Origin of the sequence: Lonsdalea quercina subsp. quercina (assembly GCF_000688655.1) — a bacterium.
GTDB classification, from domain to species: Bacteria; Pseudomonadota; Gammaproteobacteria; order Enterobacterales; family Enterobacteriaceae; genus Lonsdalea; species Lonsdalea quercina.
In genome coordinates, this window is record NZ_JIBO01000015.1 from 236,394 (window position 1) to 262,852 (window position 26,459).

Here is a 26,459-nt window from a genome sequence, read left to right on the forward strand (position 1 = left end):
CGCTATGACGTTAGCCAAGACGCTGCATCCTTCCGTCCTGCCGCTGAACGGCGGGATCAATTTTCGCGATCTGGGCGGGCTGGCCGCAGCCGACGGTCGGCGTGTGCGCCCCGGCAAGCTGCTGCGTGCTGGCGCGCTGGATGAACTGAGCGATCAGGATCGCACGTATCTGGCCGGTATGCCGGTCGCGCATGTGGTCGATTATCGCGATATCTCGGAGGCCGCGCTGCGTCCGGATCGGCTGTGGGCGGGTGTCAGCTATCATGGCGTGCCGGCTAACCCTCCAAGTCATGAGGTGACGGCCAATCTTGAATCGTTGGGACCGGAGAAACTGGCCGAGCTGGACGCACGCGCTTTCATGCTCACCGTGTACGAACGGCTGCCGTTCGACAACCACGCCTACCACTGCTTGGTCCAGTTGATGCAGGCGCCGGACCAGGGCGCGTTGGTACAGCATTGTGCGGTCGGCAAGGATAGGACGGGCGTCGGCGTCGCGCTGGTGTTATTCGCGCTGGGGGCGGATGAACAGACGGTAATGGACGATTATCTCCTGACAGAAACCACGTTGGAGCCGTTCCGCCAGCGTCTGATCGAGGAGCTGACGCCCGTGCTCGGCGAGGCGGCAATGCGGCCGTTCGCTTTTATTTTGTCAGCTCGAGAGGAGTTTCTGCAGACGGCGCTGCGGACGATACGTGAGCGGCACGGCTCGATAGACAACTGGNTGATGCGGGATTACGGATTGGATGCGTCAGCGCGGGAACGCTTGCGCGAACGCTATTTAGATTAAGCATGCTAGCAAAACAACGGGCCGATCTTGCCGCACGATCGTGGCAGGGTCGGCCCGCAGGTGGAGAAAAGGCCTGGGCCGAGACGACGGCGTAGAACGCGTTGTCTCGGTCAGACGGGCGGGAAGGTTCCACCCTCTTTCAACTCGCCGGAATCAACCGGTATTGCGCATCCCCGCGGCGACACCGGCGACGGTGATCATCAACGCCTGCTCGACATCGGGGTCCGGCGTCTCCTGCTGGCGGCAGCGATGCAGCAGTTCGGCCTGCAGGACGTTGAGTGGATCGGTATAGACGTTGCGCAGCGAGATAGACTCCGCGATCCAGGGCAGATCCGCCATAAGATGGTCGTCGTTGGAAATGGTCAGCACGGCTTTGATGTCTTTTTCCAACTGCGCGCGCAGCTGATGGCCCAGCGGCCATAAATTCTCCTGCACCAATCGCTGATCGTAATATTCCGCCAACCACAGGTCGGTTTTAGAGAACACCATTTCCAGCATGCCGATACGAGNGGAGAAGAACGGCCAGTCGCGGCACATCGCTTCCAACTGATCCTGTTTGCCGTCATCCATCACCTTCTGCAAAGCCGCGCCCGCGCCCAGCCAGGCCGGCAGCATCAGACGGTTTTGCGTCCAGGCGAAAATCCACGGGATGGCGCGCAGGCTTTCCACGCCTCCGCTTGGCCGACGTTTGGCCGGGCGGGAGCCCAGCGGCAGTTTGCCTAACTCCTGTTCCGGCGTCGCCGCGCGGAAGTAGGGGACGAACTCTGGATTTTCGCGGACGTAGTAGCGGTACATTTCACAAGAGGTGCGAGCCAGCTCGTCCATGATGTGATGCCACTCGTTCTTCGGCTCCGGCGGCGGCAGCAGATTGGCTTCCAGGATGGCGGAGGTATACAGCGACAGGCTGCTGATGGTGACTTCCGGCAGGCCGAATTTAAAGCGGATCATTTCGCCCTGTTCGGTGACGCGCAGACCGCCCTTCAGGCTTCCCGGCGGCTGCGACAACAACGCGGCATGCGCCGGGGCGCCGCCTCGGCCGATAGAGCCGCCGCGACCGTGGAATAACGTCAGCGCCACGCCATATTTCTCGAAGGTTTTGATTAGCGCATCCTGCGCGCGGTATTGAGCCCAAGAGGCCGCCATCACGCCCGCATCTTTGGCGGAGTCGGAATAGCCGATCATGACCATCTGTTTGCCCTGGATCACGCCGCGATACCAGTCGATATCCAGCAACTGCGTCATCACGCTGTCGGCGTTGTTCAGGTCGTCCAGCGTTTCGAACAGAGGAGCCACCGGCAGTGTATAGGGGCAACCGGCTTCCTTGAGCAGCAGGTGGACGGCCAGAACGTCGGACGGCGTGCGGGCCATCGAAATGACGTAAGACGCGATGGCGTTCTGCGGGGTTTGTGCAATGACCTGACAGGTATCCAGCACTTCCTGCGTTTCAGGGCTTGGCTGCCATTGGCGCGGCAGCAGCGGACGTTTGGAGTTGAGTTCTCGGATCAGGAAAGCTTGTTTATCGGCTTCCGACCAGCTCTCGTAGTCGCCCAGTCCCAGATAGCGGGTAATTTCGGCGATCGCTTCGGTGTGATTCGTGCTCTCCTGACGGACGTCGATGCGGACCAGCGGTACGCCGAAGCAGTGTACACGGCGCATGGTATCCAGCAGCCGCCCGTCGGCGATGATGCCCATGCCGCAGCTGTGCAGAGAGCGGTAACAGGCGTACAGCGGATCCCACAACTGCTCGTTACAGACCAGCAGGTCCTGCGGCTCGGGGGCGGATTTCCCTTCGAGCTGGGTATCGAGATAGTTTAGCGTCGCGACAAGCTGCGCGCGCATTTTCTTCATCAACTCGCGATACGGCTCCTGTACGCTGTCGCCGCCGGCCAGCTGCTGCAATTCGGGCGTACACATAGACATCGACAGCTCGGAAACCAGCTCCTGCACGTCGTTCAAAAACAGCGCCGCCGCTTTTCGGCGACCCAGCAGCAGCACGCGACGAGTGATCGTCGCCGTGACGTTAGGGTTGCCGTCGCGGTCTCCCCCCATCCATGAGGTGAATCGGACAGGCGTTGCCTCCACCGGCAGACGATAGCCGAGTTCCCGCTCCAGCTGTTCGTCCAGCTCGCGCAGAAAGGCGGGAACGCCCTCCCACAGGCTGTTTTCAACCACGGCAAAGCCCCATTTGGCTTCATCGACCGGCGTGGGGCGTTCTTTACGTATCTCGTCCGTGTGCCAGTACTGAGCGATGAGCTGACGGAGTCTGCGCATGATCTGATGGCGCTCATAATCCGCCAGATCGTCGTGATCGAGCTGTTTCAGGCAGTGGTTTACCTCACCCAGTTTGTGAATCAGGCTACGACGGGTAATTTCAGTCGGATGCGCGGTCAGGACCAATTCAATGGAGAGCGATTCCACGGCCTCGCGGATCTGATTTTCGTCCAGTTTGTCGTTGTCTTTCAGACGGCGAATGGCCAGCGCCAGCGTTTCGGGGTTACTGGCCGCTTCTCCGTGCGGGGAGATGGTGTGATATTGCTCGGCGGTATTGGTCAGGTTGAGAAACTGGCTAAAAGCGCGTGCAACGGGCAGAAGTTCTTCGTTAGAAAGGTTTTGCAGCGTATTTAGCAGCTGTTGTCGATGTTCATTGCTGCCTGCGCGGGAGGCTTTGGAAAGTTTTCGAATGGTTTCAACACGCTCAAGTATGTTTTCTCCCAATGCGTCTTTGATGGTGTCCCCAAGCAGTTTGCCGAGCATACTGACGTTGCCGCGCATTGCGGAATATTGTTCATTCATATTTGTCCTGACCCGTCTCTCGTTGTCCTGTGAAAATATTACGCTTTAAACGTGGAGTGATGTTTTTGTCTGGCAATAGAGGATCGCGCCCGTCTGTGGTGAGCACTATCTTTACAGTTGTACCCGTTTCTGTAGGGAAAAGGCAATTTGCGAAATTTCATCACCTGATCCCTAAGATAAGACTAGCTTATTAAGGCCAGACAAACCCAGATAGGACAAGGGTTGATGAGATGTTCCCTAGGGGTAAAAACCCGTAAAAAAGCAGGGTTTTTGTGTTTTCACGTAATTAATCGTGCCGCCTTGGGCGTATTTTGTGGTTTTTTATTTCACATATAGTCCGCTCTGATAGCGTCCATCACTGCTTATTTAGTGATTATTCAGAATAAATTTTTACATGGAGATCTGTTGGAAGACGCTGAAGCTAACGCTTCCAGGCCGCGAGCGGTGAGGCGCAGAGGTAAACCGTGAAGAATTACCGATGTTGAAGGGAACGCGTCTTGCCTATCGATGACAGGCAAGACGGAGAGATTAATGCTGGCAGAAACGATGAATCAGCTGTGCGATCAGCGTACGTGTCGGCTTGATGAACGACGTATCGATGTACTCATCCGGCTGATGTGCCTGATTGATGGAACCGGGGCCGAGCACCAACGTTGGGCAAAGCTGCTGGATAAACGGCGCTTCGGTACAGTAGTTCACTACCTCCGTCGGTTGTCCCAACAACTTTTCCACCACCTGCGCCAGAGGGCTATCGGCCTGACACTCATAGCCGGGAATGGGCGGATGCAGTTCGTTGATGGTCAAGCGTCCCGGCCAGCGGGAACTGACCGGCTCCAGCGCCTCGGTCACGAGGCCGTTGATATCGTTCAACGCCATGCCGGGCAGCGGGCGGATATCCATATGCAGTTCGCAGCAGCCGCAGATGCGGTTGGCCGCGTCGCCGCCGTGAATATGCCCGAAGTTCATTGTCGGGTAGGGGATGTGGAATGCGGGATTGTGATAGCGCTCTTGCAGGGTATTGCGCAATTTCATCAGGTGAGTGATGGACTCGTGCATCAATTCAATGGCGTTGACCCCGCGCGCCGGATCGCTGGAGTGACCAGACTGACCCTGAACGCGTATCGCTTTGGACATATGGCCTTTGTGCGCGCGCACCGGTTGCAGTGAGGNCGGCTCGCCGATGATGGCGCAATCCGGCCTGATGCGCGTGGATTCGGAGAAATATTTGGCGCCTGCCATCGTGGTCTCTTCATCGGCCGTCGCCAGAATATAAAGCGGTTTGGTTAGCGTGGCCGGATCGATGTCGCGCAGCGTATCCAGAATGAAAGCGAAGAACCCTTTCATGTCGGCGGTACCCAGACCGTAAAGCCGGTTGTCGTGTTCGGTCAGGGTAAAGGGATCGCGCGTCCAGCGCCCGTCGTCAAACGGTACGGTATCGGTATGTCCTGCCAGCAGTAGGCCGCCGCTGCCTTCTCCCCGGCGCGCCAGCATGTTGAATTTATGACGCGTGCCGGGTACCGGCTGGACTTCAACGTGAAAGCCCAGATCGGTAAACCAGCCTGCCAACAGGTTGATTAAGTTTTCATTACTTTGGTCCAGGTCGCTATCGGTGGCGCTAATGGATGGCGTAGCGATCAATGCCCGGTACAGCTCAATAAAAGGGGGTAAATTCATCTTCACTGTTGACAGCCTCTGGTTTGAATAGTATCAATATTCATGCATTTATTTTGAATAAAAATACAGTATTGCCAGGTGAAAGAAAATCACAAACTGCGGCGCGGACCGCGCTTATGCTTTTTTCTGGCATCGTGGGGGGAGCGGCTTATCCGCATCAGTCCCCGGCTCTCGTCTCACCGATCGCGATATAACAAAGGTACACGGATCTCATGTTGAATACGTTGATAGTAGGTGCAAGTGGTTATACCGGCGCGGAGCTGGCACTGTACCTGAACCGTCACCCTCAGATGAACATAACCGCTTTGGCGGTTTCAGCGCAAAGTGTAGATGCGGGAAAATCACTCTCCGAACTGCATCCCCAGCTTAAAGGCGTTATCGACTTACCTGTCCAACCGCTCACCGACGTTGCCGATGCGGCCAAAGGCGTCGACGTGGTGTTTTTAGCCACTGACCACAAGGTGAGCCACGATCTGGCGCCGCAATTTTTGGCGGCGGGCTGCACCGTGTTTGACTTGTCCGGCGCCTTCCGCGTGCAGGACGCCGATTTTTACAGCCGCTATTACGGCTTCGACCATCAGCACGCCGACTGGCTGGCGCAGGCCGTGTATGGGCTGGCCGAGTGGCAGGCTGATGAGATCAAACAGGCGCAGCTGATCGCCGTGCCGGGTTGCTACCCCACGGCCTCTCAGCTGGCGCTGAAGCCGCTGGTGGAAAGCGGTCTGCTGAATATCGACCAATGGCCCGTGATCGACGCCACCAGCGGCGTCAGCGGGGCCGGACGCAAGGCCACCATGACCAACAGCTTCTGCGAGGTCAGCCTGAAGCCCTACGGACTCTTCACCCATCGGCATCAGCCCGAAATCGTCGCTCATCTGGGGATTCCGGTGATTTTTACCCCGCACCTGGGTAATTTCCCGCGCGGCATTCTGGCAACGATTACCTGCCGTCTGCGTCCCGGCGTGACCGCACAGGATGTGGCTGAAGCCTACTACAACGCCTACCACGACAAGCCGCTGGTCCGGATCTACGCTAAAGGTGTTCCGGCGTTGAAATCCGTGGTCGGTCTGCCATTTTGCGATATCGGTTTCTCGGTGCAGGATGAACATTTGATCGTCGTATCCACCGAAGACAACCTGCTGAAAGGCGCGGCGGCGCAGGCGGTACAGTGCATGAATATTCGTTTTGGTTTCCCTGAAACCCAGTCCTTACTCTGATTATTTCTGAGGCGCAAAGACCCATGAATCCGTTAATTATCAAGCTAGGTGGCGTATTGTTGGATAGTGAAGAGGCGCTAATGCGTTTGTTCGACGCGCTGGTTGAGTATCGTCAGCAGCATCAGCGCCCTCTGGTCATCGTGCACGGCGGCGGTTGTCTGGTCGACGACCTGATGAAAAAGCTGTCGCTGCCCGTCGTGAAAAAACAGGGTCTGCGCGTTACGCCTGCGGATCAGATCGACATCATCACCGGGGCGCTGGCGGGTTCCGCCAACAAAACGCTGCTGTCATGGGCGGTAAAGCACGGCATTCAGGCCGTCGGGCTGTGTCTGGCTGATGGCGGCAGTACGGTGGTGACGCGGCTGGACGACGAGTTGGGTCATGTCGGCAAGGCGGAAGCAGGTTCTCCCGCTTTACTCACAACGCTACTGGGGGCCGGTTATCTGCCCGTCATCAGCTCCATCGGCATAACTGCGGAAGGTGAACTCATGAACGTCAACGCTGACCAGGCGGCGACGGCGCTGGCTCAAACGCTGGGCGCGGACCTGATTTTGCTCTCTGACGTCAGCGGTATTCTGGACGGCAAAGGCCAGCGTATCGAAGAGATGACGGCGGAGAAGGCCGAGGCGTTAATTGCCCAAGGCATCATCACCGACGGCATGGTGGTCAAGGTCAACGCCGCGCTGGAAGCCGCGCGTGTATTGAGGCGGCCCGTGGATATCGCCAGTTGGCGTCATGCCGAGCTGCTGCCGACGTTGTTTAACGGCGTCTCTATCGGCACGCGTATTTCGGCGTAATGCCGCATTTATCTACACCGGATTCGCCCGTGCCGGGCGAGTCGGCGTAAGACAGTCTTTCTGGCGGGCGATGGAGCGCCATCCGCTCGTCATCATTTGAATACCAGGAGTTAAAGTTATGGCTTTGTGGGGCGGACGGTTTAGCCAGGCAGCAGATCAACGTTTTAAACAGTTCAACGATTCACTGCGGTTTGATTACCGTTTGGCGGAACAGGACATCACGGGCTCCATCGGGTGGTCTAAAGCGCTGGTGACGGTCAATGTCCTGAGCGAACAGGAACAGCAGCAGTTGGAGCAGGCTTTAACGGCCCTGTTAAAGGAAGTTCAGGCCGATCCTCATGCCATTTTGCAAAGCGATGCCGAAGATATTCACAGTTGGGTGGAGCAACGCCTGATTGAGAAAGNGGGCGATCTGGGTAAAAAACTGCATACCGGCCGTAGTCGTAACGATCAGGTCGCGACGGACCTTAAGCTATGGTGCAAAGCGCAAATTGGTGAACTGACGGAGACCCTTCGGCATCTGCGCGAGGCGCTGGTGGCGACGGCGGAGGCGAATCAGGATGCGGTCATGCCGGGTTACACCCATCTCCAGCGCGCTCAGCCGGTAACGTTTGCTCACTGGTGTCTGGCCTATCACGAGATGTTGGCGCGTGACGAAAGCCGTTTAGCCGATACACTGGCTCGTCTGGACGTCAGTCCGCTGGGCTGCGGCGCGCTGGCGGGGACGGCCTATCCTATCGACCGTGAGCAGTTGGCCGGCTGGCTTGGCTTCGCCTCCGCGACGCGCAACAGTCTGGACACGGTGTCTGATCGCGNCCATGTTCTGGAGTTGTTGTCCAACGCGTCTATCGGCATGGTGCACCTGTCTCGTTTCGCGGAAGACCTGATTTTCTTCAACAGCGGGGAAGCCGCATTCGTGGAGTTGTCCGACCGCGTAACTTCCGGCTCTTCCCTGATGCCTCAGAAGAAAAATCCGGATGCGCTGGAGTTGATCCGCGGTAAATGCGGACGCGTACAGGGCGCGCTGGCGGGCATGATGGTCACTTTGAAAGGGTTGCCGCTGGCTTACAATAAAGACATGCAGGAAGACAAAGAGGGTTTGTTCGATGCGCTGGATACCTGGCATGACAGCCTGATGATGGCCGCGCTGGTGCTGGAAGGCATTCAGGTTAAGCGTCCTCGTTGCCAGGAAGCGGCAGAGCAAGGCTATGCCAACGCCACCGAACTGGCGGACTATCTGGTTGCTAAAGGTGTCCCGTTCCGTGAAGCGCACCACATCGTGGGCGAAGCGGTGGTGGAAGCCATCCGTCAGGGAAAAGCGCTGGAAGCACTATCATTGGCCGAATTGAAAACGTTCAGCGGAGTCATTGAAGACGACGTGTACCCCGTGTTGTCGCTGCAATCCTGTCTGGATAAGCGCGCGGCGCAAGGCGGCGTGTCTCCGCAGCAGGTGGCTGCGGCTATCGCGGTTGCCAAACAAAGCCTATCCTGATGCATCAAGGAGGCGGATGCTTTCCGCCTCCGTTTCACTCCACACCTGAATCCGTATCGCATTTTCCCCTTTTTTTCTTTCAAATCACGGTAATGACCTGAATCCGTTCTGGACATCCATACAGCATGCTTTTACCTTGACGGGCAGCGGCAAGAGAACCCGGAGGCGGTGTGGCAATCACCCTTTTTTACGGCATTGGCGGAAGCGTGGTCGGTCTGATGATCGGCTGGCTGGTGGCGAGTTTGTTACAGCAGCAGCGTCATGCGCGCTATGAAACCGAACGTCAGTTGCAGGAGCAATCTTTGCAGCAGGCGCATCAGGCCCTGAGCGAGAGCCGAGAGGCGCGTCAGCAGGATCAGACTCGGTTAAACGATCAAGAACGCGAGCTGCGGCTTTTACACGGTCAGTTGGCGGCAGGTCAGGAAAAACTGTTGCAGATGACGGCGCTGCGAGCCGAGTGCGAACAGCTTAATCAGGAGCTGCGCGCGCTGCGAGAGGCCAACGGCGCGCAGGAAGCGGAGCTGCGGGAGGTGACGATCCGGCTGGAAGAGACGCGGCTGGCGGCGGAAGAGAAACAGCGCCTGTTGATCAACAGCGAGCAACGCCTGTCGGCGCAGTTCGAAAATCTGGCCAATCGTATTTTCGAGCAGAGCGGTCGCAAGGTTGACCAGCAAAACCAGTTAAGTCTGGACCGGCTGCTGACGCCGCTGCGGGAACAACTTGATGGNTTTCGCCGTCAGGTACAGGACAGCTTTGGCGAGGAAGCGCGCGAGCGCCATACGCTGGCGCACGAAATCCGCAATCTTCAGCAGCTCAACGCCCGCATGGCGCAGGAAGCCGTCAATCTGACTCAGGCACTGAAAGGCGACAACAAANCGCAGGGAAACTGGGGCGAAGTCGTTCTGAGCCGAGTGCTGGAAAGCTCCGGGCTACGGGAAGGGCACGAATATCAAACGCAGGTCAGCATACAGACGGGGAGCAACGGCAGGATGCAGCCGGATGTTATCGTCCGTTTACCGCATGGGAAAGACGTCGTGGTCGACGCCAAGATGTCGCTGGTGGCGTACGAACGCTATTTCAATAGCGAAGACGAACTTGAGCGGAGCGCCGCGCTCAATGAACATCTGGTTTCCATTCGCAGCCACATACGGTTGCTGGGCAGTAAAGATTACCAGCAGCTTCCGGGCTTGCGTTCGCTTGACTATGTGCTGATGTTTATTCCGGTGGAGCCTGCTTTTCTACTGGCCATAGACCGGCAGCCGGAGCTGATCACCGAGGCGCTTAAAAACAACATCATGCTGGTCAGCCCGACGACGCTGCTGGTGGCCCTTCGCNCCATCAATAACCTGTGGCGCTACGAGCAGCAGAGCCGTAATGCGCAGCAAATCGCAGAGCGAGCCTCCCGTCTATACGACAAACTGCGGTTGTTCGTCGACGATATGACGACGTTAGGACAGAATCTGGACCGGGCTCAGAGCAGCTATCATCAGGCGATGAAAAAAGTGGCGTCCGGCCGCGGAAATCTGATCGGCCAGGCCGAGGGATTTCGTTCGCTCGGCGTGGAAGTGAAACGGCCCATTAAAACGTCGCTGATGTCGGATACGGACGTGATGAGCGTGGAGTGCCATACCGACGAGGACGCGCCGAATGAAACGTTTGATGACGAAAAATCCGGTTAGCGCGCCTATTCAGGCGGTGTAAACTTCCGGCGTTGAGCGGGATCACGCCCACGCGCGACAGCCCGCGGCGGCAAAGAAGGGCAGTGGCTTTTAATCTGGGTCTGTTACACTCTTGGTAAGTGGGGAAACCCGGATTTTGACAATAGCAGGCGGATAACATGGCAGACGATTCGGAGAAAACAACGCACTTTGGTTATCGCACCGTGGCGAAAGACGATAAAGAAACCATGGTGGCTGACGTTTTCCATTCTGTGGCGGCAAAGTACGATTTGATGAATGACCTGATGTCTTTCGGCATCCATCGTATCTGGAAACGCTTTACCATCGAATGCAGCGGCGTACATCGCGGTCAACGTGTATTGGATTTGGCTGGCGGCACCGGCGACCTGACGGCGAAATTCTCGCGTCTGGTGGGGGAGGAAGGGGAAGTGGTACTGGCGGATATCAACGCCTCCATGCTGCAAGNCGGACGGGAAAAGCTGCGCAACAAAGGTGTCATCGGCAACGTCAGCTATGTGCAGGCGAATGCGGAAGCCTTGCCGTTCCCCGACAACACGTTCGATTGCATCACCATCTCTTTCGGCCTTCGCAACGTGACTGAAAAAGAGCAGGCGCTGCGCTCCATGTTTCGTGTACTGAAGCCGGGCGGTCGTCTGCTGGTGCTGGAGTTTTCCAAACCGACGACGAAAGCGTTGAGCAAAGTCTACGACCTCTACTCCTTCCACGTGCTGCCGCGCATCGGCGAAATGGTGGCGCGCGACGCGGGCAGCTATCGCTATCTGGCCGAGTCCATCCGCATGCATCCGGACCAGGACACGTTGAAGTCCATGATGGCCGACGCTGGTTTCGACAACGTCAATTATTACAATCTGACCGGCGGGGTGGTTGCCCTGCATCGCGGGTTTAAATTCTGAGTTTGAACATGCCAATGCGGATAATGCCTGTACTGACGGCTGCGCTGGAAACGGCGCTCAATCAGTTACTGTTTCGTGATCGAAGCATGAAGGCGGCCCGTCAGCGCCTGCATGGAAAAACGCTGCGTATTGATATCGCCGAGCTGCGTGCGCCGCTGGTGCTGATTTTCAGCGAACAGCGGCTGGATGTTGTCAGCCAATGGGCGTCGACGCCCGACTGCCGGCTGGTGACTCAACTGTCCGCACTGATTCAACTGCGCGACCGTCAGCAGCTGTCCGCGCTCATGCGCAGCGGCGAGCTGACATTAGAAGGCGATATCCAGGTGGCTCAGCAATTTATCGCGCTGCTCGATCTGGCGGAAATCGACCCGGCTGAATGGCTGTCCCCTTACCTGGGCGATATTGCCGCGGAAGGGCTGAGTCAGACTGCGCGTAAAACGGTCAGCGCCGTCAGCGGTTTCCTGTGCCGCCAACGGCACTATCTGTCGGAAACGCTGACTGAAGAGTGGCGTCTGCTTCCGGGAAAACTGGAGGCAACGTGGTTTGGGGATGAAGTCGAGGCGTTAGACCGCGCGGTGGATGCATTGTCTGAAAGATTATCAAAACTGGAGGAAACGCGATGACGCCGGGGGAATTGATTCGCCTTTATCGTATTGTCTGGGTATTGCTGAGCTACGGACTTGACGAACTGATCCCACGTGTGCCGCTAACCCTCCCCGTCCGTTTCGTACGGCGCCTGTTGTTCTGGTTGCCTAATCGGCATCAGGAGCAGCCGTTGGGTGAACGTCTGCGTCTGGCTCTGCAAGATCTGGGACCGGTCTGGATCAAATTCGGCCAGATGATGTCTACCCGGCGCGATCTGTTTTCTCCCGCCATCGCCGATCAACTGGCGAAACTGCAGGACCAGGTCGAACCTTTCGACGGAGAACTGGCGCGCCAGCAAATTGAAAAGTCGATGGGCGGCAAGTTGGAAAACTGGTTCGACGACTTCGACGCCAAACCGCTGGCCTCGGCTTCCATCGCCCAAGTGCATACGGCGAAGCTGAAATCGACGGGCAAAGATATCGTCATCAAGGTGATTCGCCCGGATATCCTTCCCGTCATCCAGGCGGACATCAAGCTGATGAAACGGTTGGCCAGCTGGCTGCCGCTACTGATGCCGGACGGCCGTCGCCTGCGTCCTCGCGAAGTGGTGCGCGAATATGAAAAAACGCTGCTGGATGAGTTGAACCTTCTTCGAGAAGCCGCCAACGGCATACAGCTGCGACGCAACTTCGAAAACAGCGGGCTGCTTTACGTGCCGGAAGTCTACTCGGACTATTGCACCGAACGGGTGCTGGTGATGGAGCGGATTTATGGGATCCCGGTGTCGGATATGGACGCGTTGAAAGCACATGGCGTGAACCTGCCGCTGCTGGCGGAACGCGGGGTTCAGGTCTTTTTCACTCAGGTTTTTCGCGACAGTTTCTTCCATGCCGATATGCATCCCGGCAACATTTTCATTAGCTACGAACACCCTGAAGATCCCCTGTATATCGGCATCGATTGCGGCATTGTCGGTTCCTTGAACAAGGACGATAAACGCTATCTGGCGGAGAACTTTATCGCCTTTTTCAACCGCGACTACCGCCGCGTAGCCGAGCTGCATGTCGATTCCGGTTGGGTGCCTGCGGACACCAATGTCGAAGAGTTCGAGTTCGCGATTCGTACCGTCTGCGAGCCCATATTCGAAAAGCCGTTAGCGGAAATTTCTTTCGGTCATGTATTATTGAACCTCTTTAACACGGCGCGTCGCTTCAATATGGAAGTGCAGCCGCAGCTGGTCTTGTTGCAGAAGACGCTGCTGTACGTCGAAGGTATCGGGCGTCAGCTCTATCCGCAGTTGGATTTATGGAAAACGGCCAAGCCGTTTCTCGAAACCTGGTTGAAAGATCAGGNGGGTATACCCGCCATGGTGCGGGCGTTCAAACAAAAGGCCCCGTTTTGGGCGGAAAAGTTGCCTGAAATTCCTGAACTGCTCTACGACGGACTTCGTCAGCATAAAAAGCTGCGAGAGAGTATGGAACATTTAGCGGATGAGCTGCGTGTTCAGCGGGTGCGGCAAGGCCAGTCGCGTTATCTTTTGGGCGTTGGCGCGGCGCTGCTGGTGAGCGGTACCGTGTTGCTGGCCAGCCACATCGAAGCGAACATTGTGCCCTCCGGTATGATCGCCGCCGGGATTGTCGCCTGGATCGTAGGATGGCGTTGTACGCGTTGAATAAGATCGTAATCAGTAGCATGATTGCCGTTATAAAACACGGTAGTTTGATAATCCCCTTGCATAAGAGGTAGTGACATGGGCGGTATTAGTCTCTGGAATTTATTGATCATCGCAGTCATCGTGGTGTTGCTGTTCGGGACCAACAAATTAAGAACGCTGGGTTCGGATCTGGGCGCTTCCATTAAAGGCTTCAAGAAAGCGATGAGCGACGATCAAACGTCTGCCTCGGATGAAAAGGCTCAGCAGCAGGATGCGGATTTCAACACGAAAACCGTTGCTGAACAGCAGCCGGAAACGAAGCAGGAAGAAAAGAGTCAGTCAAAAGAGCGGGTGTAATCGGTGTTTGATATCGGCTTTAGCGAACTGCTGTTGGTGATGGTTATCGGACTGGTGGTATTAGGTCCGGAGCGTCTTCCCGTGGCGGTAAGAACGGTGGTGGGCTGGATTCGCGCTTTACGCTCTCTGGCGTCATCGGTGCAAAACGAACTGGTTCAGGAAATGAAGCTGCAAGAGTTGCAGGATAGCCTGAAGAAAGNGGAACAGGCCAGCAACCTGCAGAATCTCTCGCCTGAGCTAAAAGCGTCTATGGATGAGCTAAAGGAAGCAGCGGACTCCATGAAGCGGACGTACACGTTGGAACAACTGGGCGAAGAAAAGAAAGACGACACGCCTAGCCAGCCGTTGAACGACCCCGAGGCCGCCCATGATGGGGTTATCGAGCATGAAACGACGACGGCGTCCCCTGCGATGGAAAAATCCGCCGTGGCCTCAAGCCTGACAGCTGATAACACCGCCGGCGAGTCCGGCAAGGTAAAAACCCCTTTGCCCGCCGCGACATCCTCGTCTCCCTCTCAACCACGTGATGATCTTTAATCTATGGCCGTTGATGAAACCCAGCCGCTGATCAGCCATTTGATCGAGCTTCGTAAGCGGTTGTTGAATAGTATTCTTTGTGTTCTGGCAGTCTTTGTCGTGTTGGTCTACTTCGCGAATGATATCTATCAGATTGTCTCCGCACCGTTAATCAAACAGCTTCCCGCTGGCGCCAGCATGATTGCGACCGATGTTGCCTCGCCATTCTTTACCCCCATCAAACTGACCCTGATTGTTTCGGTGTTTGCCTCCGCGCCGCTGGTGCTATATCAGGTTTGGGCCTTTGTGGCGCCGGCGTTGTACAAGCATGAACGTCGTCTGATGATGCCGCTGTTGTTCTCCAGCAGCTTGTTGTTTTATCTCGGCATGGCCTTCGCTTATTTCATCGTCTTTCCGCTGGCATTCAGTTTCTTTGCCCAGACTGCGCCTGCCGGCGTGATGATTGCGACCGATATCAACAATTATCTGGATTTCGTCATGGCGCTGTTTATGGCGTTTGGCGTGTCGTTCGAAGTGCCGGTGGCGATTGTGCTGCTGTGCTGGAGCGGTGTGGTGACGCCGCAAGAGCTCAAGCAGAAACGCCCTTATGTACTGGTTGGCGCATTTGTCGTCGGTATGCTGCTGACGCCGCCGGACGTATTTTCCCAAACTCTCCTCGCGATACCGATGTATCTGTTATTCGAGATAGGGGTCTTTTTTGCCCGCTTCTACGTTGGCAAAGGACGTCGAAATGACGAGGAAAATCCTGAAGAGCCTGCGCCGTAACGGCGGCGATGACTGGAAAGCCCGGCGCCGCCGCAGCGCGGTCAAAACGTCATATTGGACACCTCTCGCCGAGAGGTGTTGTTTTTTGAGCGTCTCGAGACACATGGGACAACAGATGTGAACCGCAGGACTGACGTCGATGTTTGATATTGGAGTTAACCTCACCAGCTCACAGTTTGATAAAGATCGCGCACAGGTGGTGCGGCGTGCCCGCGAGGCTGGCGTCACCGGCCTGTTGATTACCGGCACCAGCGCCGAAGAAAGCGAACAGGCGCTGGCATTGAGCGAAGCTGTTCCCGATTACTGCTGGTCGACCGCCGGCGTTCATCCACATGACGCCAGCACCTGGACAGAAACAGTGGCTGAGCGAATTCACCGGTTGGGTCAGCGCGATAAAGTCGTCGCTATTGGCGAATGCGGTCTGGACTTTAATCGCAACTTCTCTTCCCCCGAGCAGCAGGAATACGCATTCAGTGCCCAACTGGCGCTGGCTGCCGAACTGTCTCTGCCAGTGTTTCTGCACTGCCGTGACGCGCACGAACGCTTCATGGCGTTGCTGCAACCGTGGCTGGATAAAGTGCCCGCCGCCGTGGTTCACTGCTTTACGGGCGATCGTCAGGCGTTAAGCGACTGCCTGAATGCCGGACTGATGGTTGGCATCACCGGCTGGGTCTGCGATGAACGCCGAGGTCTGGCGCTGCGCGAACTACTGCCGCACATTCCGGACGAGCGGCTACTGTTGGAAACGGATGCGCCTTACTTGCTACCGCGGGATTTAAAGCCTAAACCCACTTCCCGACGTAATGAACCCTGTCATCTTCCCCATATTGTCCGGCAGGTAGCCGCCTGGCGCGGACAAGACGCCGTTTGGCTGGGCGCGATGACGGATGACAATGCCCGCCGGATTTTCCGGCTGGCTTCGACTGGAGAATAATTCTATGAGCACTGCTTTTCCCGGCGCATTCCCTGGACGACGTCTGCGCCGACTGCGTCGTCATGACTTCAGCCGCCGTCTGGTGGCCGAAAATCAGGTGACCGTAAACGACCTCATCTACCCTGTGTTTGTCATGGAAGGCAAAGCGACGCGTCAGGAAGNGCCATCTATGCCGGGCGTGTATCGCCTGACGATAGACGAACTGGTGAAAGAGGCGGAAATCGTCGCCAAACTAGGTATTCCCGTATTGTCGCTCTTTCCCGTGATCGAAGCGGATAAGAAGTCGCTTCACGCAGAAGAGTCATACAACCCGGACGGGTTGGTACAGCGCGCGGTGCGTGCGTTGAAGGCTGCGGTGCCTGAGCTGGGACTACTGACTGACGTGGCGCTGGACCCTTATACCACTCACGGGCAGGATGGGATCATCGACGACGACGGCTATGTCGTAAACGACATCACGAAAACCATCCTGGTTCGCCAGGCATTGTCTCACGCGGATGCAGGCGCGGAAATCGTTGCCCCCAGCGACATGATGGACGGTCGCATCGGCGCCATTCGTAACCAACTGGAAACTCAGGGGCTGGTGAATACCCAGATAATGGCGTATTCCGCTAAATATGCCTCCTGTTTTTACGGACCTTTCCGCGATGCGTTGGGTTCCTCCGGCAACCTGAAAGGCGGTAACAAGAAGACCTATCAAATGGATCCAGCGAATGGTGCGGAAGCGCTTCAGGAGATCGCCCAGGATCTGCAGGAAGGCGCAGATATGGTGATGGTGAAGCCGGGAATGCCGTATCTTGACGTGGTCCGTCAGGTGAAAGATACCTTTGGCGTGCCGACGTTTGCCTATCAGGTGTCCGGTGAATATGCGATGCAGATGGCGGCGATTCAGAATGGCTGGCTGCAGGAGCAACCGGTGGTGATGGAGTCCCTAATGTGCTTTAAACGCGCCGGAGCGGATGGGGTGTTGACCTACTTCGCGAAACGTGTGGCGCAGTNGCTGCGTGAGGAGTCTCTGCAGCGCTGACGGCAATGGCCGTCAGCATTTTTTGAACTGGCGGTTATCAATACTCTGCTTAACCTGTTTATTCAGCAGGTTAAGCAGCAGCATGGACCGCGCCTCACCATCTGGCTCCGCATAGATGGCTTCCAACCCATTGAATGTCCCTTCCGTAATCGTCACGGTGTCGCCTGGCTGCGGGGTTTCCGGGTCCGTCACTACTAACGTCGGGTTCAGGGCTAGTTCGTCAATCACCCCCTGAGGCACCGTCGCGGGCAGCGCGCCAAAACGGACGAAGTGGCTGACGCCGCGCGTCGCACTAATCGTGGTGGTGTGAATGTGTTCGGGATCGAAAGCGACAAACAGATAATTGGGAAACAGCGGTTCGCTGACCTCGGTACGTTTTCCGCGCACAACCTTTTCAATGGTAATCATCGGGCTCAGGCAGTTGACAGTCTGACGTTCCAGATGCTCTTTTGCCCGCAATAGCTGCCCGCGCTTACAGTAAAGTAGATACCAGGATTCCATAATTTCACTAATCTATTGCAATTTTCGGCAAGAATAACAAAAGCGGCACGGGATAAATAGCGCCCGCAGGAAGCGACAGTTTGTAGAAGAAACTTTATAATGACTGCACCACCGAACGTCCTGATGAACAGCATGAAATACCGTGATTTACGTGAATTCCTTTCCCGTCTCGAAGAGAAGGGCGAGCTAAAACGCATTACCCAGCCCATCGATCCTCATCTTGAAATGACCGAGATTGCGGATCGTACTCTACGAGCCGAAGGCCCGGCGCTGCTGTTCGAAAACCCGATCGGCTACGACATGCCGGTCCTGTGCAACCTGTTCGGCACGCCAAAACGCGTCGCGTTGGGGATGGGCCAGGATGACGTCAGCGCATTGAGGGATGTCGGTCGACTGCTGGCATTTTTGAAAGAGCCTGAACCTCCGCGCGGATTCCGTGACTTGATGGACAAGCTTCCCCGCTTTCGTCAGGTACTGAATATGCCGACGAAGCGCGTGTCCTCCGCCGCCTGTCAGGAGAACGTATGGCAGGGCGACGATGTGGACCTGACGCGCATTCCTGTGATGCATTGCTGGCCTGGCGACGCGGCACCGTTGATCACCTGGGGACTGACGGTCACCCGGGGTCCGTTTAAGGAGCGGCAGAATCTGGGGATCTATCGCCAACAGGTACTGGGTAAAAATAAGCTGATCATGCGCTGGCTGTCTCATCGGGGCGGGGCGCTGGATTTCCAGGAGNGGTGCCAGGAACATCCTGGTGAACGTTTCCCCGTCGCCGTGGCGCTGGGAGCCGACCCGGCGACTATTCTCGGTGCGGTGACGCCGGTACCGGATTCGTTATCCGAATATGCCTTTGCCGGACTGCTGCGCGGCCATAAGACCGAGGTGGTGAAATGTTTATCCTGCGATTTGGACGTGCCAGCCAGCGCGGAGATTGTGCTGGAAGGGTATATTGAACCGGGAGAGGTGGCGGAGGAAGGTCCTTACGGCGATCACACCGGCTACTATAATGAGGTCGATCAGTTTCCGGTCTTCACGGTGACGCACATAACCCAGCGGCAGAACGCTATCTACCATTCAACTTACACCGGCCGTCCGCCGGATGAGCCGGCGGTATTGGGCGTGGCGTTGAACGAAGTTTTTGTGCCGCTGTTGCAAAAGCAATTTCCGGAGATCGTCGACTTTTATCTACCGCCTGAGGGGTGTTCTTACCGTCTGGCGGTCGTTACTATGAAGAAACAGTACGCTGGGCATGCCAAACGGGTGATGATGGGCGTGTGGTCGTTTCTGCGGCAGTTTATGTATACCAAATTTGTTATCGTCTGCGACGATGATATTAACGCCCGTGACTGGAAAGATGTCATTTGGGCGATCACGACGCGAATGGACCCGGCGCGAGATACGTTGTTAGTGGAAAATACGCCCATCGACTATCTGGACTTTGCTTCACCGGTTTCCGGGCTTGGCTCCAAAATGGGGCTGGATGCCACTAATAAATGGCCGGGCGAGACCCAGCGAGAATGGGGACAACCGATAACCAAAGATCCACAGGTCGTGGCTCGTATCGATGCCATCTGGGATGAGTTAGCCATTTTCGATGACAGCGAAAAGCGGCGCTAATCGACCGTAACTGTCATTCCCCATTTCGTTTTGATGACCCTACAGAGGGAACGCATGACAACATTGAGCTGTGAAGTAACATCAGTAGAAACGATTACCGATACGGTTTATCGGGTCCGTTTATTACCTTCAGCCCCGTTTTCCTTCCGTGCCGGCCAGTATCTGATGGTAGTGATGGATGAGCGGGATAAGCGCCCGTTTTCTATCGCATCGACGCCAATGGATACCGACTTTATCGAGCTGCATATCGGGGCGTCGGACATGAATCTTTACGCGATGGCCGTCATGGACCGCATCCTGAAAGAAGACACTCTGGAAGTGGATGTTCCACATGGCGAGGCCTGGTTGCGAGACGATAGCAATCGTCCTTTGATTTTGGTCGCGGGCGGCACCGGCTTTTCCTATGTCCGTTCGATTTTGCTGACCGTGCTGGCTCATCAGCCGCAGCGTCCAGTCTCTATCTACTGGGGCGGGCGTGAACCTCAACATCTCTATGATTTAAGTGCGCTGGAGTCGTTGGCGGAACAACACCCCAATCTGCAGGTTGTGCCAGTGGTTGAACAGGCGGAAGACGGCTGGCGAGGTCGTACCGGTACGGTGCTGAGCGCGGTGCTGCAAGACTTTGGCTCGCTGGCAGGCCATGACATCTATATCGCCGGTCGTTTCGAAATGGCGAAAGTCGCGCGGGAACGCTTCTGCAACGAGCGTGGCGCGCAGCAAGAACATCTGTTTGGCGATGCATTTTCCTTCATTTAAGGTCCTCCTTTCGCAATATCCGGCTCTGTATATCACGGGGCCGGTTTGCCATTTATCGCTTACGTACGTGCGTGTAAATCGCTTCTGATTGTCCATTATTCGGCGTATCTATCGGGCCGTTTTTTGTTCTCTCTGTTATTAAGATTGATTGCGAGAGCGAGGAAAGACTCGCCGTTGTTTGACCTGCGTCGGGGGTGACACTGCCGGATCCCCAGCGCTGTGTTAACATAAAAATACGCTGTGATAGATGGAGATACTGATGGAATCGCTGGCCCCTTTGTATCATCAACATGTCGTGACGCTGCAAGAACGCACGAAGACTGCGCTTGAACGCGGCAATCTGGATGCGTTGCTGATCCACTCCGGGGAGCTGATGACGCTGTTCCTGGACGACCACGACTATCCGTTCAAAGTGAATCCGCATTTCAAAGCGTGGCTGCCGGTGACGCGGGTGCCGAATTGTTGGCTATGGGTCGACGGAGTGAATAAACCGCGGTTATGGTTTCATTCTCCCGTTGATTTTTGGCACAGCGTCTCTCCGCTGCCGGATAGCTTCTGGACGAAAGAGTTCGACATTCAGGTGTTTCAAGAGGCTGACGATATCGGACACGTGCTGCCTGCGCCGCGGCAGAATGTGGGCTATATCGGCAGCGCCATACAACGTGCAGCTGAACTCGGCATGACGCCTGAGCACATCAATCCCCAAAGCGTGTTGAACTACCTTCACTATTACCGCGCCTACAAAACCGATTACGAGCTGACTTGCATGCGCGAAGCGCAGAAAACCGCCGTCTCGGGTCACCGCGCCGCGCTGGAAGCATTTCAATCCGGGATGAGCGAGTTTGATATTAACCTTGCGTACCTCACGGCGACCGGCCACCGCGATAGCGACGTGCCTTATGACAACATTGTGGCGTTGAACGAGCATACCGCAGTGTTGCACTACACCCAGTTGAAGCATCATGTGCCTGGGGAAGTTCGCAGTTTCCTGATTGACGCCGGCGCGCAATACAACGGATATGCCGCGGATATCACTCGTAGCTATGCCGCTCAGCGTGACAGCGATTTTGCGGCGTTGGTCAAAGACCTTAACCAGGAACAGCGAGCGCTGATTGAGACGATGAAATCGGGCGTGCGCTATACCGAATACCATGAACAGATGCATCGCCGGCTTGCCGGACTGCTGAAGCGCCACAAGCTGGTGGGCGGCCTTAGCGAGGAAGCAATGGTTGAACAGGGGCTGACTCGGCCGTTTTTGCCCCACGGACTCGGGCATCTTCTGGGGCTGCAGGTCCATGACGTCGGCGGGTTTATGCAAGACGATGCGGGCACCACGCTGGCCGCGCCCGAGTGCTATCCTTATTTGCGTTGCACACGAATGCTTGAGCCACGAATGGTGGTGACGATCGAGCCCGGACTCTACTTCATCGNCTCCCTGCTGGAACCTTGGCGCGCCAGCGCTCTTCGTCAGCATTTCAACTGGCAGAAGATTGATGCGCTGCGACCTGCGGGCGGTATCCGCATCGAAGATAACGTCGTCATCCATGACAAGCGCATTGAAAACTTAACTCGCGCGCTGAATCTGGACTGATGTCTTCTTATCCGGTACCCGCTGAGCAGGTCAGCGTCAGCGAAGAAATAAAAAAAAGTCGTTTTATCAGCGTGATAAGTCCTGCCTGCGGCGTAGAGGCGGCTAAAGCCTTTATTCTTGCCCAGCGGGAGCAGCATCCTGCGGCTGTTCATCACTGCTGGGCCTATGTGGCGGGCGCGCCCGCTGATTCCCAGCAATTGGGGTTCTCCGATGATGGTGAACCGGCGGGCACGGCGGGCAAACCGATACTGGCACAGCTCATGGGCAGCGGTATCGGCGAGGTGGCGGCTGTCGTCGTCCGATATTACGGTGGCGTCAAGCTTGGCACTGGCGGGTTGGTACGAGCCTACGGCGGCGGTATACAGCAGGCGTTGAAGCAAGTCACGCTTACACGGCGGGTATTGCTACGAGAGTATCGACTTCAGTGTGATTATCCCTTATTGGCGCCTGTCGAAGTCATCGTACGTCAGTTGGAAGGGCAGATTGTCTCGACGGAATATGGCGCTGACGTCAGGCTCCAACTGGCGTTGCCTTTACACGCCACCGATGAGGCCGATCGCCGATTACGAGATATTAGTCGCGGTGCGTTGCAATTACTGCCAATTTCACAATAATCCCAGCGCGAACTCACTGAACTTTTTGTTAAGGAAGGCCCCGTAATGCACTTGCGCGCCATAACCCGCATCGTTGGCCTGCTGGTCATCCTCTTTTCTGGCACTATGTTTATACCTGGCCTGGTGGCGCTCATCTATCGCGACGGCGCGGGTAAAGCCTTTACTCAGACATTCATCGCCGCGTTGATTATCGGGCTGGTGCTCTGGTTCCCCAACCGCAAGCACCGGCACGAGCTTAAAGCGCGGGAGGGCTTTTTGATCGTGGTGCTATTCTGGACGGTGCTGGGAAGCGTCGGGGCGCTGCCTTTTCTGTTTACCGACCGGCCAAACTTAACAATAACGGATGCGTTCTTCGAATCCTTTTCCGGACTGACGACGACCGGGGCGACGACACTGGTTGGTTTGGATTCGATGCCTAAAGCCATCCTGTTCTACCGTCAGATGTTGCAGTGGATGGGCGGGATGGGGATTATCGTGCTGGCGGTGGCCATCCTGCCGATTTTAGGTGTCGGGGGCATGCAGCTCTATCGCGCAGAAATGCCCGGCCCGCTGAAAGACAACAAAATGCGGCCTCGTATTGCGGAAACGGCGAAAACGCTGTGGCTGATTTACCTGTTGCTGACGGTGTTGTGCGCGTTGTCACTGTGGTTGGCGGGAATGCCGGTCTTTGATGCCATAGGCCACAGTTTTTCGACGATTGCGATAGGGGGCTTTTCTACGCATGATGCGAGCATCGGCTACTTCAACAGCTCTACTATCAATACCATTATTGCGATTTTCCTACTCATTTCAGGCTGTAACTTCGGCCTTCATTTCGCCGTATTAAGTGGACGCAGCCTGAAAGTGTATTGGCGCGATCCCGAATTCCGCATGTTCATTTTTGTCCAGATGTCTTTGGTGGTCGTTTGTACAGTCGTACTGTGGTTCCATAATGTGTACAGCTCGGGGATCGATACGCTGAATCAGGCGTTTTTCCAGGTGGTTTCGATGGCGACGACCGCCGGGTTTACAACGGACAGCATATCGCATTGGCCGTTGTTCCTGCCGGTGTTGCTTCTGTGTGCAGCCTTTATTGGTGGTTGTGCAGGTTCAACGGGCGGTGGACTTAAAGTTATCCGTATCTTGCTGCTGTTCTTACAGGGTTCGCGTGAACTTAAGCGACTGGTTCACCCCAATGCGGTCTATACCATTAAGCTGGGGCAGCGCGCGTTGCCGGAAAGAATACTGGAAGCCGTATGGGGGTTCTTTTCTGCCTATGCGCTGGTATTCATCGTCAGTATGTTGGCCGTTATCGCGACCGGCGTTGACGATTTTTCGGCGTTTGCCGCCGTTGCAGCTACGCTAAACAATCTTGGTCCCGGTCTAGGCGTGGTGGCGGACAACTTCACCTCAATGAACGATGCTGCAAAATGGATACTCATATTGACGATGCTGTTTGGCCGTCTCGAAGTATTCACGCTGTTGGTGCTGTTTACGCCGACCTTCTGGCGGGAATAACAAAAAGAGGTTTCCTTAGAATGAAAGCATTGATCCTGTTTTCCAGTACAGATGGCCAAACAGAGGCGATAGCTAATGTCATTGCCGATGAACTGAAAGAAACGCAAGTATGCGATGTCGTCAATATTGACGATGCCGATAAGGTCGAACTTACCCAGTACACGAAAATTCTCTTGGGGGCATCCGTACGCTACGGACATTTTGCACCTGCGCTGGACCAGTTTATTCAGCGCAACCTGGCTTTACTGCAAAATAAGCCGAGCGCTTTCTTTTCGGTGAATCTCACAGCGCGCAAACCTGAAAAAAGCACGGTACAAACCAATGCTTATACGCGCAAATTTTTAATGCGTTGTCCCTGGAAACCCGATTTGGGCGCGGTATTCGCCGGGGCGCTGCGTTATCCTCGCTATCGATGGTTTGACCGCATCATGATTCAGTTGATCATGCGAATGACGGGTGGGGAGACGGATACCTCGCGTGAGATTGAATATACTGACTGGCATCAGGTCCGAGACTTTGCCCAGCAATTCGGTCAATTAACGCTGAAAAAAAAGGCGCAATGAAGATTATTACAGCGTATTGACCGAAAAAAACTCGTTTGAATATCTTTTTTCATTTAGCGCTTGTCAGCCTGAAATAACTCCCTATAATGCGCTCCCACTGACACGGCGCAGCGGACAACGCAACGCGGTGGCAGTCGAAGAAAGACGAAGAAAGTCGTTGACTTCAAACGCGGAATCCGTAGTATATGCGGCCCGCGGCCACTGAAAGTGGCGCTGCTCTTTAACAATTTAATCAGACAATCTGTGTGGGCACTCACAAGACACTATCGCAATCAGATACGAAAAAGTCTTGAAGAGTGAACAACAGTTAATTCATTACGAATGAACAGTAAATTCTTTGAGCATCGCTATTAACTTAGCAAATCAAGCTTTTAATTGAAGAGTTTGATCATGGCTCAGATTGAACGCTGGCGGCAGGCCTAACACATGCAAGTCGAGCGGCAGCGGAAGGAAGCTTGCTTCCTTNCCGGNGAGCGGCGGACGGGTGAGTAATGTCTGGGGATCTGNCCGATGGAGGGGGATAACTACTGGAAACGGTAGCTAATACCGCATAACGTCGCAAGACCAAAGTGGGGGACCTTCGGGCCTCACACCATCGGATGAACCCAGATGGGATTAGCTAGTAGGCGGGGTAAAGGCCCACCTAGGCGACGATCTCTAGCTGGTCTGAGAGGATGACCAGCCACACTGGAACTGAGACACGGTCCAGACTCCTACGGGAGGCAGCAGTGGGGAATATTGCACAATGGGGGAAACCCTGATGCAGCCATGCCGCGTGTATGAAGAAGGCCTTCGGGTTGTAAAGTACTTTCAGCGGGGAGGAAGGCAGTGAACTTAATACGTTCGCTGATTGACGTTACCCGCAGAAGAAGCACCGGCTAACTCCGTGCCAGCAGCCGCGGTAATACGGAGGGTGCAAGCGTTAATCGGAATGACTGGGCGTAAAGCGCACGCAGGCGGTTTGTTAAGTCAGATGTGAAATCCCCGAGCTTAACTTGGGAACTGCATTTGAAACTGGCAGGCTAGAGTCTTGTAGAGGGGGGTAGAATTCCAGGTGTAGCGGTGAAATGCGTAGAGATCTGGAGGAATACCGGTGGCGAAGGCGGCCCCCTGGACAAAGACTGACGCTCAGGTGCGAAAGCGTGGGGAGCAAACAGGATTAGATACCCTGGTAGTCCACGCTGTAAACGATGTCGACTTGGAGGTTGCGGTCTTGAACTGTGGCTTCCGGAGCTAACGCGTTAAGTCGACCGCCTGGGGAGTACGGCCGCAAGGTTAAAACTCAAATGAATTGACGGGGGCCCGCACAAGCGGTGGAGCATGTGGTTTAATTCGATGCAACGCGAAGAACCTTACCTACTCTTGACATCCAGAGAACTTGGCAGAGATGCCTTGGTGCCTTCGGGAGCTCTGAGACAGGTGCTGCATGGCTGTCGTCAGCTCGTGTTGTGAAATGTTGGGTTAAGTCCCGCAACGAGCGCAACCCTTATCCTTNGTTGCCAGCGATTCGGTCGGGAACTCAAAGGAGACTGCCGGTGATAAACCGGAGGAAGGTGGGGATGACGTCAAGTCATCATGGCCCTTACGAGTAGGGCTACACACGTGCTACAATGGCGCATACAAAGAGAAGCGAACTTGCGAGAGTGAGCGGACCTCATAAAGTGCGTCGTAGTCCGGATTGGAGTCTGCAACTCGACTCCATGAAGTCGGAATCGCTAGTAATCGTAGATCAGAATGCTACGGTGAATACGTTCCCGGGCCTTGTACACACCGCCCGTCACACCATGGGAGTGGGTTGCAAAAGAAGTAGGTAGCTTAACCTTCGGGAGGGCGCTTACCACTTTGTGATTCATGACTGGGGTGAAGTCGTAACAAGGTAACCGTAGGGGAACCTGCGGTTGGATCACCTCCTTACCAAAGTGAAGTGCTAGTGAAGTGCTCACACAGATTGTCTGATGAAAGAAGAACGAGNAGAAATACCTTTATAGGCTTGTAGCTCAGGTGGTTAGAGCGCACCCCTGATAAGGGTGAGGTCGGTGGTTCAAGTCCACTCAGGCCTACCAAATTTTCTCTTATGCTGCGTTATGCTCAGGCTTGTTTACAAG

General features: G+C 55.6%; 22 protein-coding genes, 1 tRNA gene and 1 rRNA gene. 21 read left to right on the forward strand and 3 right to left on the reverse strand.

All coding sequences use genetic code 11. The features are described from left to right. Window positions 1-4: 4 nt before the first annotated feature. Entirely contained in the window at window positions 5-787 is a 783-nt protein-coding gene (locus tag RZ35_RS14330) for a tyrosine-protein phosphatase (protein WP_026743939.1), read from the forward strand. Between the two features lie 153 nt (window positions 788-940). On the opposite strand, the gene ppc is transcribed toward RZ35_RS14330, so the two are convergent. Both ppc and argE read right to left on the reverse strand, forming a co-directional pair. Further along, window positions 941-3,580 carry a phosphoenolpyruvate carboxylase gene (gene ppc, locus RZ35_RS14335; RefSeq protein ID WP_026743940.1) on the reverse strand — a complete coding sequence of 880 codons (2,640 nt, stop codon included), beginning with the start codon at window positions 3,578-3,580 and terminating at the stop codon, window positions 941-943. 528 nt (window positions 3,581-4,108) lie between these two features. Next, entirely contained in the window at window positions 4,109-5,260 is a 1,152-nt protein-coding gene (argE, locus tag RZ35_RS14340) for an acetylornithine deacetylase (protein WP_026743941.1), read from the reverse strand. 206 nt (window positions 5,261-5,466) lie between these two features. Here argE and argC point away from each other — a divergent pair, with 206 nt between their 5' ends. From argC to hemB, 12 genes are all read left to right on the forward strand, one after another. After that, on the forward strand, window positions 5,467-6,471 hold the full coding sequence (gene argC / locus RZ35_RS14345) for an N-acetyl-gamma-glutamyl-phosphate reductase (protein ID WP_026743942.1): 1,005 nt from the start codon (window positions 5,467-5,469) through the stop codon (window positions 6,469-6,471). A gap of 23 nt (window positions 6,472-6,494) precedes the next feature. Further along, on the forward strand, window positions 6,495-7,268 hold the full coding sequence (gene argB, locus RZ35_RS14350; protein ID WP_026743943.1) for an acetylglutamate kinase: 774 nt from the start codon (window positions 6,495-6,497) through the stop codon (window positions 7,266-7,268). A gap of 118 nt (window positions 7,269-7,386) precedes the next feature. Beyond that, a complete protein-coding gene (argH, locus tag RZ35_RS14355; RefSeq protein ID WP_026743944.1) occupies window positions 7,387-8,760 on the forward strand; it encodes an argininosuccinate lyase in 1,374 nt (457 codons plus the stop codon). 170 nt (window positions 8,761-8,930) lie between these two features. Further along, window positions 8,931-10,439, forward strand: coding sequence for a DNA recombination protein RmuC (rmuC, locus tag RZ35_RS14360; RefSeq protein ID WP_026743945.1), 1,509 nt, complete (start codon window positions 8,931-8,933; stop codon window positions 10,437-10,439). A 158-nt stretch (window positions 10,440-10,597) separates the two neighbouring features. Next, window positions 10,598-11,353, forward strand: a complete 756-nt coding sequence (ubiE, locus tag RZ35_RS14365) for a bifunctional demethylmenaquinone methyltransferase/2-methoxy-6-polyprenyl-1,4-benzoquinol methylase UbiE (protein ID WP_026743946.1) — start codon at window positions 10,598-10,600, stop codon at window positions 11,351-11,353. A 14-nt stretch (window positions 11,354-11,367) separates the two neighbouring features. Further along, entirely contained in the window at window positions 11,368-11,976 is a 609-nt protein-coding gene (ubiJ, locus tag RZ35_RS14370) for a ubiquinone biosynthesis protein UbiJ (RefSeq protein WP_026743947.1), read from the forward strand. Then, entirely contained in the window at window positions 11,973-13,610 is a 1,638-nt protein-coding gene (gene ubiB, locus RZ35_RS14375) for a ubiquinone biosynthesis regulatory protein kinase UbiB (protein WP_026743948.1), read from the forward strand. Before ubiJ ends, ubiB begins: the two co-directional genes overlap by 4 nt. A 78-nt stretch (window positions 13,611-13,688) precedes the next feature. Then, a complete protein-coding gene (gene tatA, locus RZ35_RS14380) occupies window positions 13,689-13,949 on the forward strand; it encodes a Sec-independent protein translocase subunit TatA (RefSeq protein WP_026738417.1) in 261 nt (86 codons plus the stop codon). A 3-nt stretch (window positions 13,950-13,952) separates the two neighbouring features. Further along, window positions 13,953-14,486, forward strand: a complete 534-nt coding sequence (gene tatB / locus RZ35_RS14385; protein ID WP_026743949.1) for a Sec-independent protein translocase protein TatB — start codon at window positions 13,953-13,955, stop codon at window positions 14,484-14,486. A gap of 3 nt (window positions 14,487-14,489) precedes the next feature. Further along, complete coding sequence (tatC, locus tag RZ35_RS14390; RefSeq protein WP_026743950.1) at window positions 14,490-15,251, forward strand: Sec-independent protein translocase subunit TatC; 762 nt, start codon at window positions 14,490-14,492, stop codon at window positions 15,249-15,251. A gap of 139 nt (window positions 15,252-15,390) precedes the next feature. Beyond that, entirely contained in the window at window positions 15,391-16,185 is a 795-nt protein-coding gene (gene tatD, locus RZ35_RS14395) for a 3'-5' ssDNA/RNA exonuclease TatD (protein ID WP_026743951.1), read from the forward strand. A 4-nt stretch (window positions 16,186-16,189) separates the two neighbouring features. Then, window positions 16,190-17,212, forward strand: coding sequence for a porphobilinogen synthase (hemB, locus tag RZ35_RS14400; RefSeq protein ID WP_026743952.1), 1,023 nt, complete (start codon window positions 16,190-16,192; stop codon window positions 17,210-17,212). Window positions 17,213-17,224: 12 nt separating this feature from the next. Here the strand turns inward: hemB and rfaH are convergent, their stop codons facing one another. After that, window positions 17,225-17,713: a transcription/translation regulatory transformer protein RfaH gene (gene rfaH, locus RZ35_RS14405; protein ID WP_026743953.1), complete on the reverse strand. Its 489-nt coding sequence runs from the start codon at window positions 17,711-17,713 to the stop codon at window positions 17,225-17,227. Between the two features lie 123 nt (window positions 17,714-17,836). On the opposite strand from rfaH, the gene ubiD reads away from it, so the two are divergent. From ubiD to RZ35_RS14445, 8 genes are all read left to right on the forward strand, one after another. After that, entirely contained in the window at window positions 17,837-19,333 is a 1,497-nt protein-coding gene (gene ubiD, locus RZ35_RS14410; protein WP_026743954.1) for a 4-hydroxy-3-polyprenylbenzoate decarboxylase, read from the forward strand. A 54-nt stretch (window positions 19,334-19,387) separates the two neighbouring features. Then, window positions 19,388-20,089, forward strand: a complete 702-nt coding sequence (gene fre / locus RZ35_RS14415) for an NAD(P)H-flavin reductase (protein ID WP_026743955.1) — start codon at window positions 19,388-19,390, stop codon at window positions 20,087-20,089. 259 nt (window positions 20,090-20,348) lie between these two features. Next, window positions 20,349-21,680 (forward strand): Xaa-Pro dipeptidase, encoded by a 1,332-nt coding sequence (gene pepQ, locus RZ35_RS14420; RefSeq protein WP_026743956.1) that lies wholly within the window; start codon window positions 20,349-20,351, stop codon window positions 21,678-21,680. Further along, window positions 21,680-22,294: an IMPACT family protein gene (locus tag RZ35_RS14425; RefSeq protein WP_026743957.1), complete on the forward strand. Its 615-nt coding sequence runs from the start codon at window positions 21,680-21,682 to the stop codon at window positions 22,292-22,294. The genes pepQ and RZ35_RS14425 overlap by 1 nt, the downstream gene beginning before the upstream one ends. Before the next feature lie 45 nt (window positions 22,295-22,339). Then, window positions 22,340-23,791 carry a Trk system potassium transporter TrkH gene (gene trkH, locus RZ35_RS14430; protein ID WP_026743958.1) on the forward strand — a complete coding sequence of 484 codons (1,452 nt, stop codon included), beginning with the start codon at window positions 22,340-22,342 and terminating at the stop codon, window positions 23,789-23,791. Window positions 23,792-23,811: 20 nt separating this feature from the next. Next, complete coding sequence (hemG, locus tag RZ35_RS14435) at window positions 23,812-24,354, forward strand: menaquinone-dependent protoporphyrinogen IX dehydrogenase (RefSeq protein WP_026743959.1); 543 nt, start codon at window positions 23,812-23,814, stop codon at window positions 24,352-24,354. 372 nt (window positions 24,355-24,726) lie between these two features. Continuing rightward, window positions 24,727-26,268: ribosomal RNA gene (locus RZ35_RS14440) — 16S ribosomal RNA — on the forward strand. 72 nt (window positions 26,269-26,340) lie between these two features. Beyond that, a tRNA-Ile gene (locus tag RZ35_RS14445) sits at window positions 26,341-26,417 on the forward strand. Window positions 26,418-26,459: the final 42 nt, after the last annotated feature.

Excerpts from the sequence above, each read along its gene's own strand:
- argC (WP_026743942.1), top strand. The coding sequence starts at position 5,467 with ATGTTGAATACGTTGATAGTAGGTGCAAGTGGTTATACCGGCGCGGAG.
- argB (WP_026743943.1), top strand. The coding sequence starts at position 6,495 with ATGAATCCGTTAATTATCAAGCTAGGTGGCGTATTGTTGGATAGTGAA.
- ubiJ (WP_026743947.1), top strand. The coding sequence starts at position 11,368 with ATGCGGATAATGCCTGTACTGACGGCTGCGCTGGAAACGGCGCTCAAT.
- tatA (WP_026738417.1), top strand. The coding sequence starts at position 13,689 with ATGGGCGGTATTAGTCTCTGGAATTTATTGATCATCGCAGTCATCGTG.
- tatC (WP_026743950.1), top strand. The coding sequence starts at position 14,490 with ATGGCCGTTGATGAAACCCAGCCGCTGATCAGCCATTTGATCGAGCTT.
- tatD (WP_026743951.1), top strand. The coding sequence starts at position 15,391 with ATGTTTGATATTGGAGTTAACCTCACCAGCTCACAGTTTGATAAAGAT.
- rfaH (WP_026743953.1), bottom strand. The coding sequence starts at position 17,713 with ATGGAATCCTGGTATCTACTTTACTGTAAGCGCGGGCAGCTATTGCGG.
- fre (WP_026743955.1), top strand. The coding sequence starts at position 19,388 with ATGACAACATTGAGCTGTGAAGTAACATCAGTAGAAACGATTACCGAT.
- RZ35_RS14425 (WP_026743957.1), top strand. The coding sequence starts at position 21,680 with ATGTCTTCTTATCCGGTACCCGCTGAGCAGGTCAGCGTCAGCGAAGAA.
- trkH (WP_026743958.1), top strand. The coding sequence starts at position 22,340 with ATGCACTTGCGCGCCATAACCCGCATCGTTGGCCTGCTGGTCATCCTC.
- hemG (WP_026743959.1), top strand. The coding sequence starts at position 23,812 with ATGAAAGCATTGATCCTGTTTTCCAGTACAGATGGCCAAACAGAGGCG.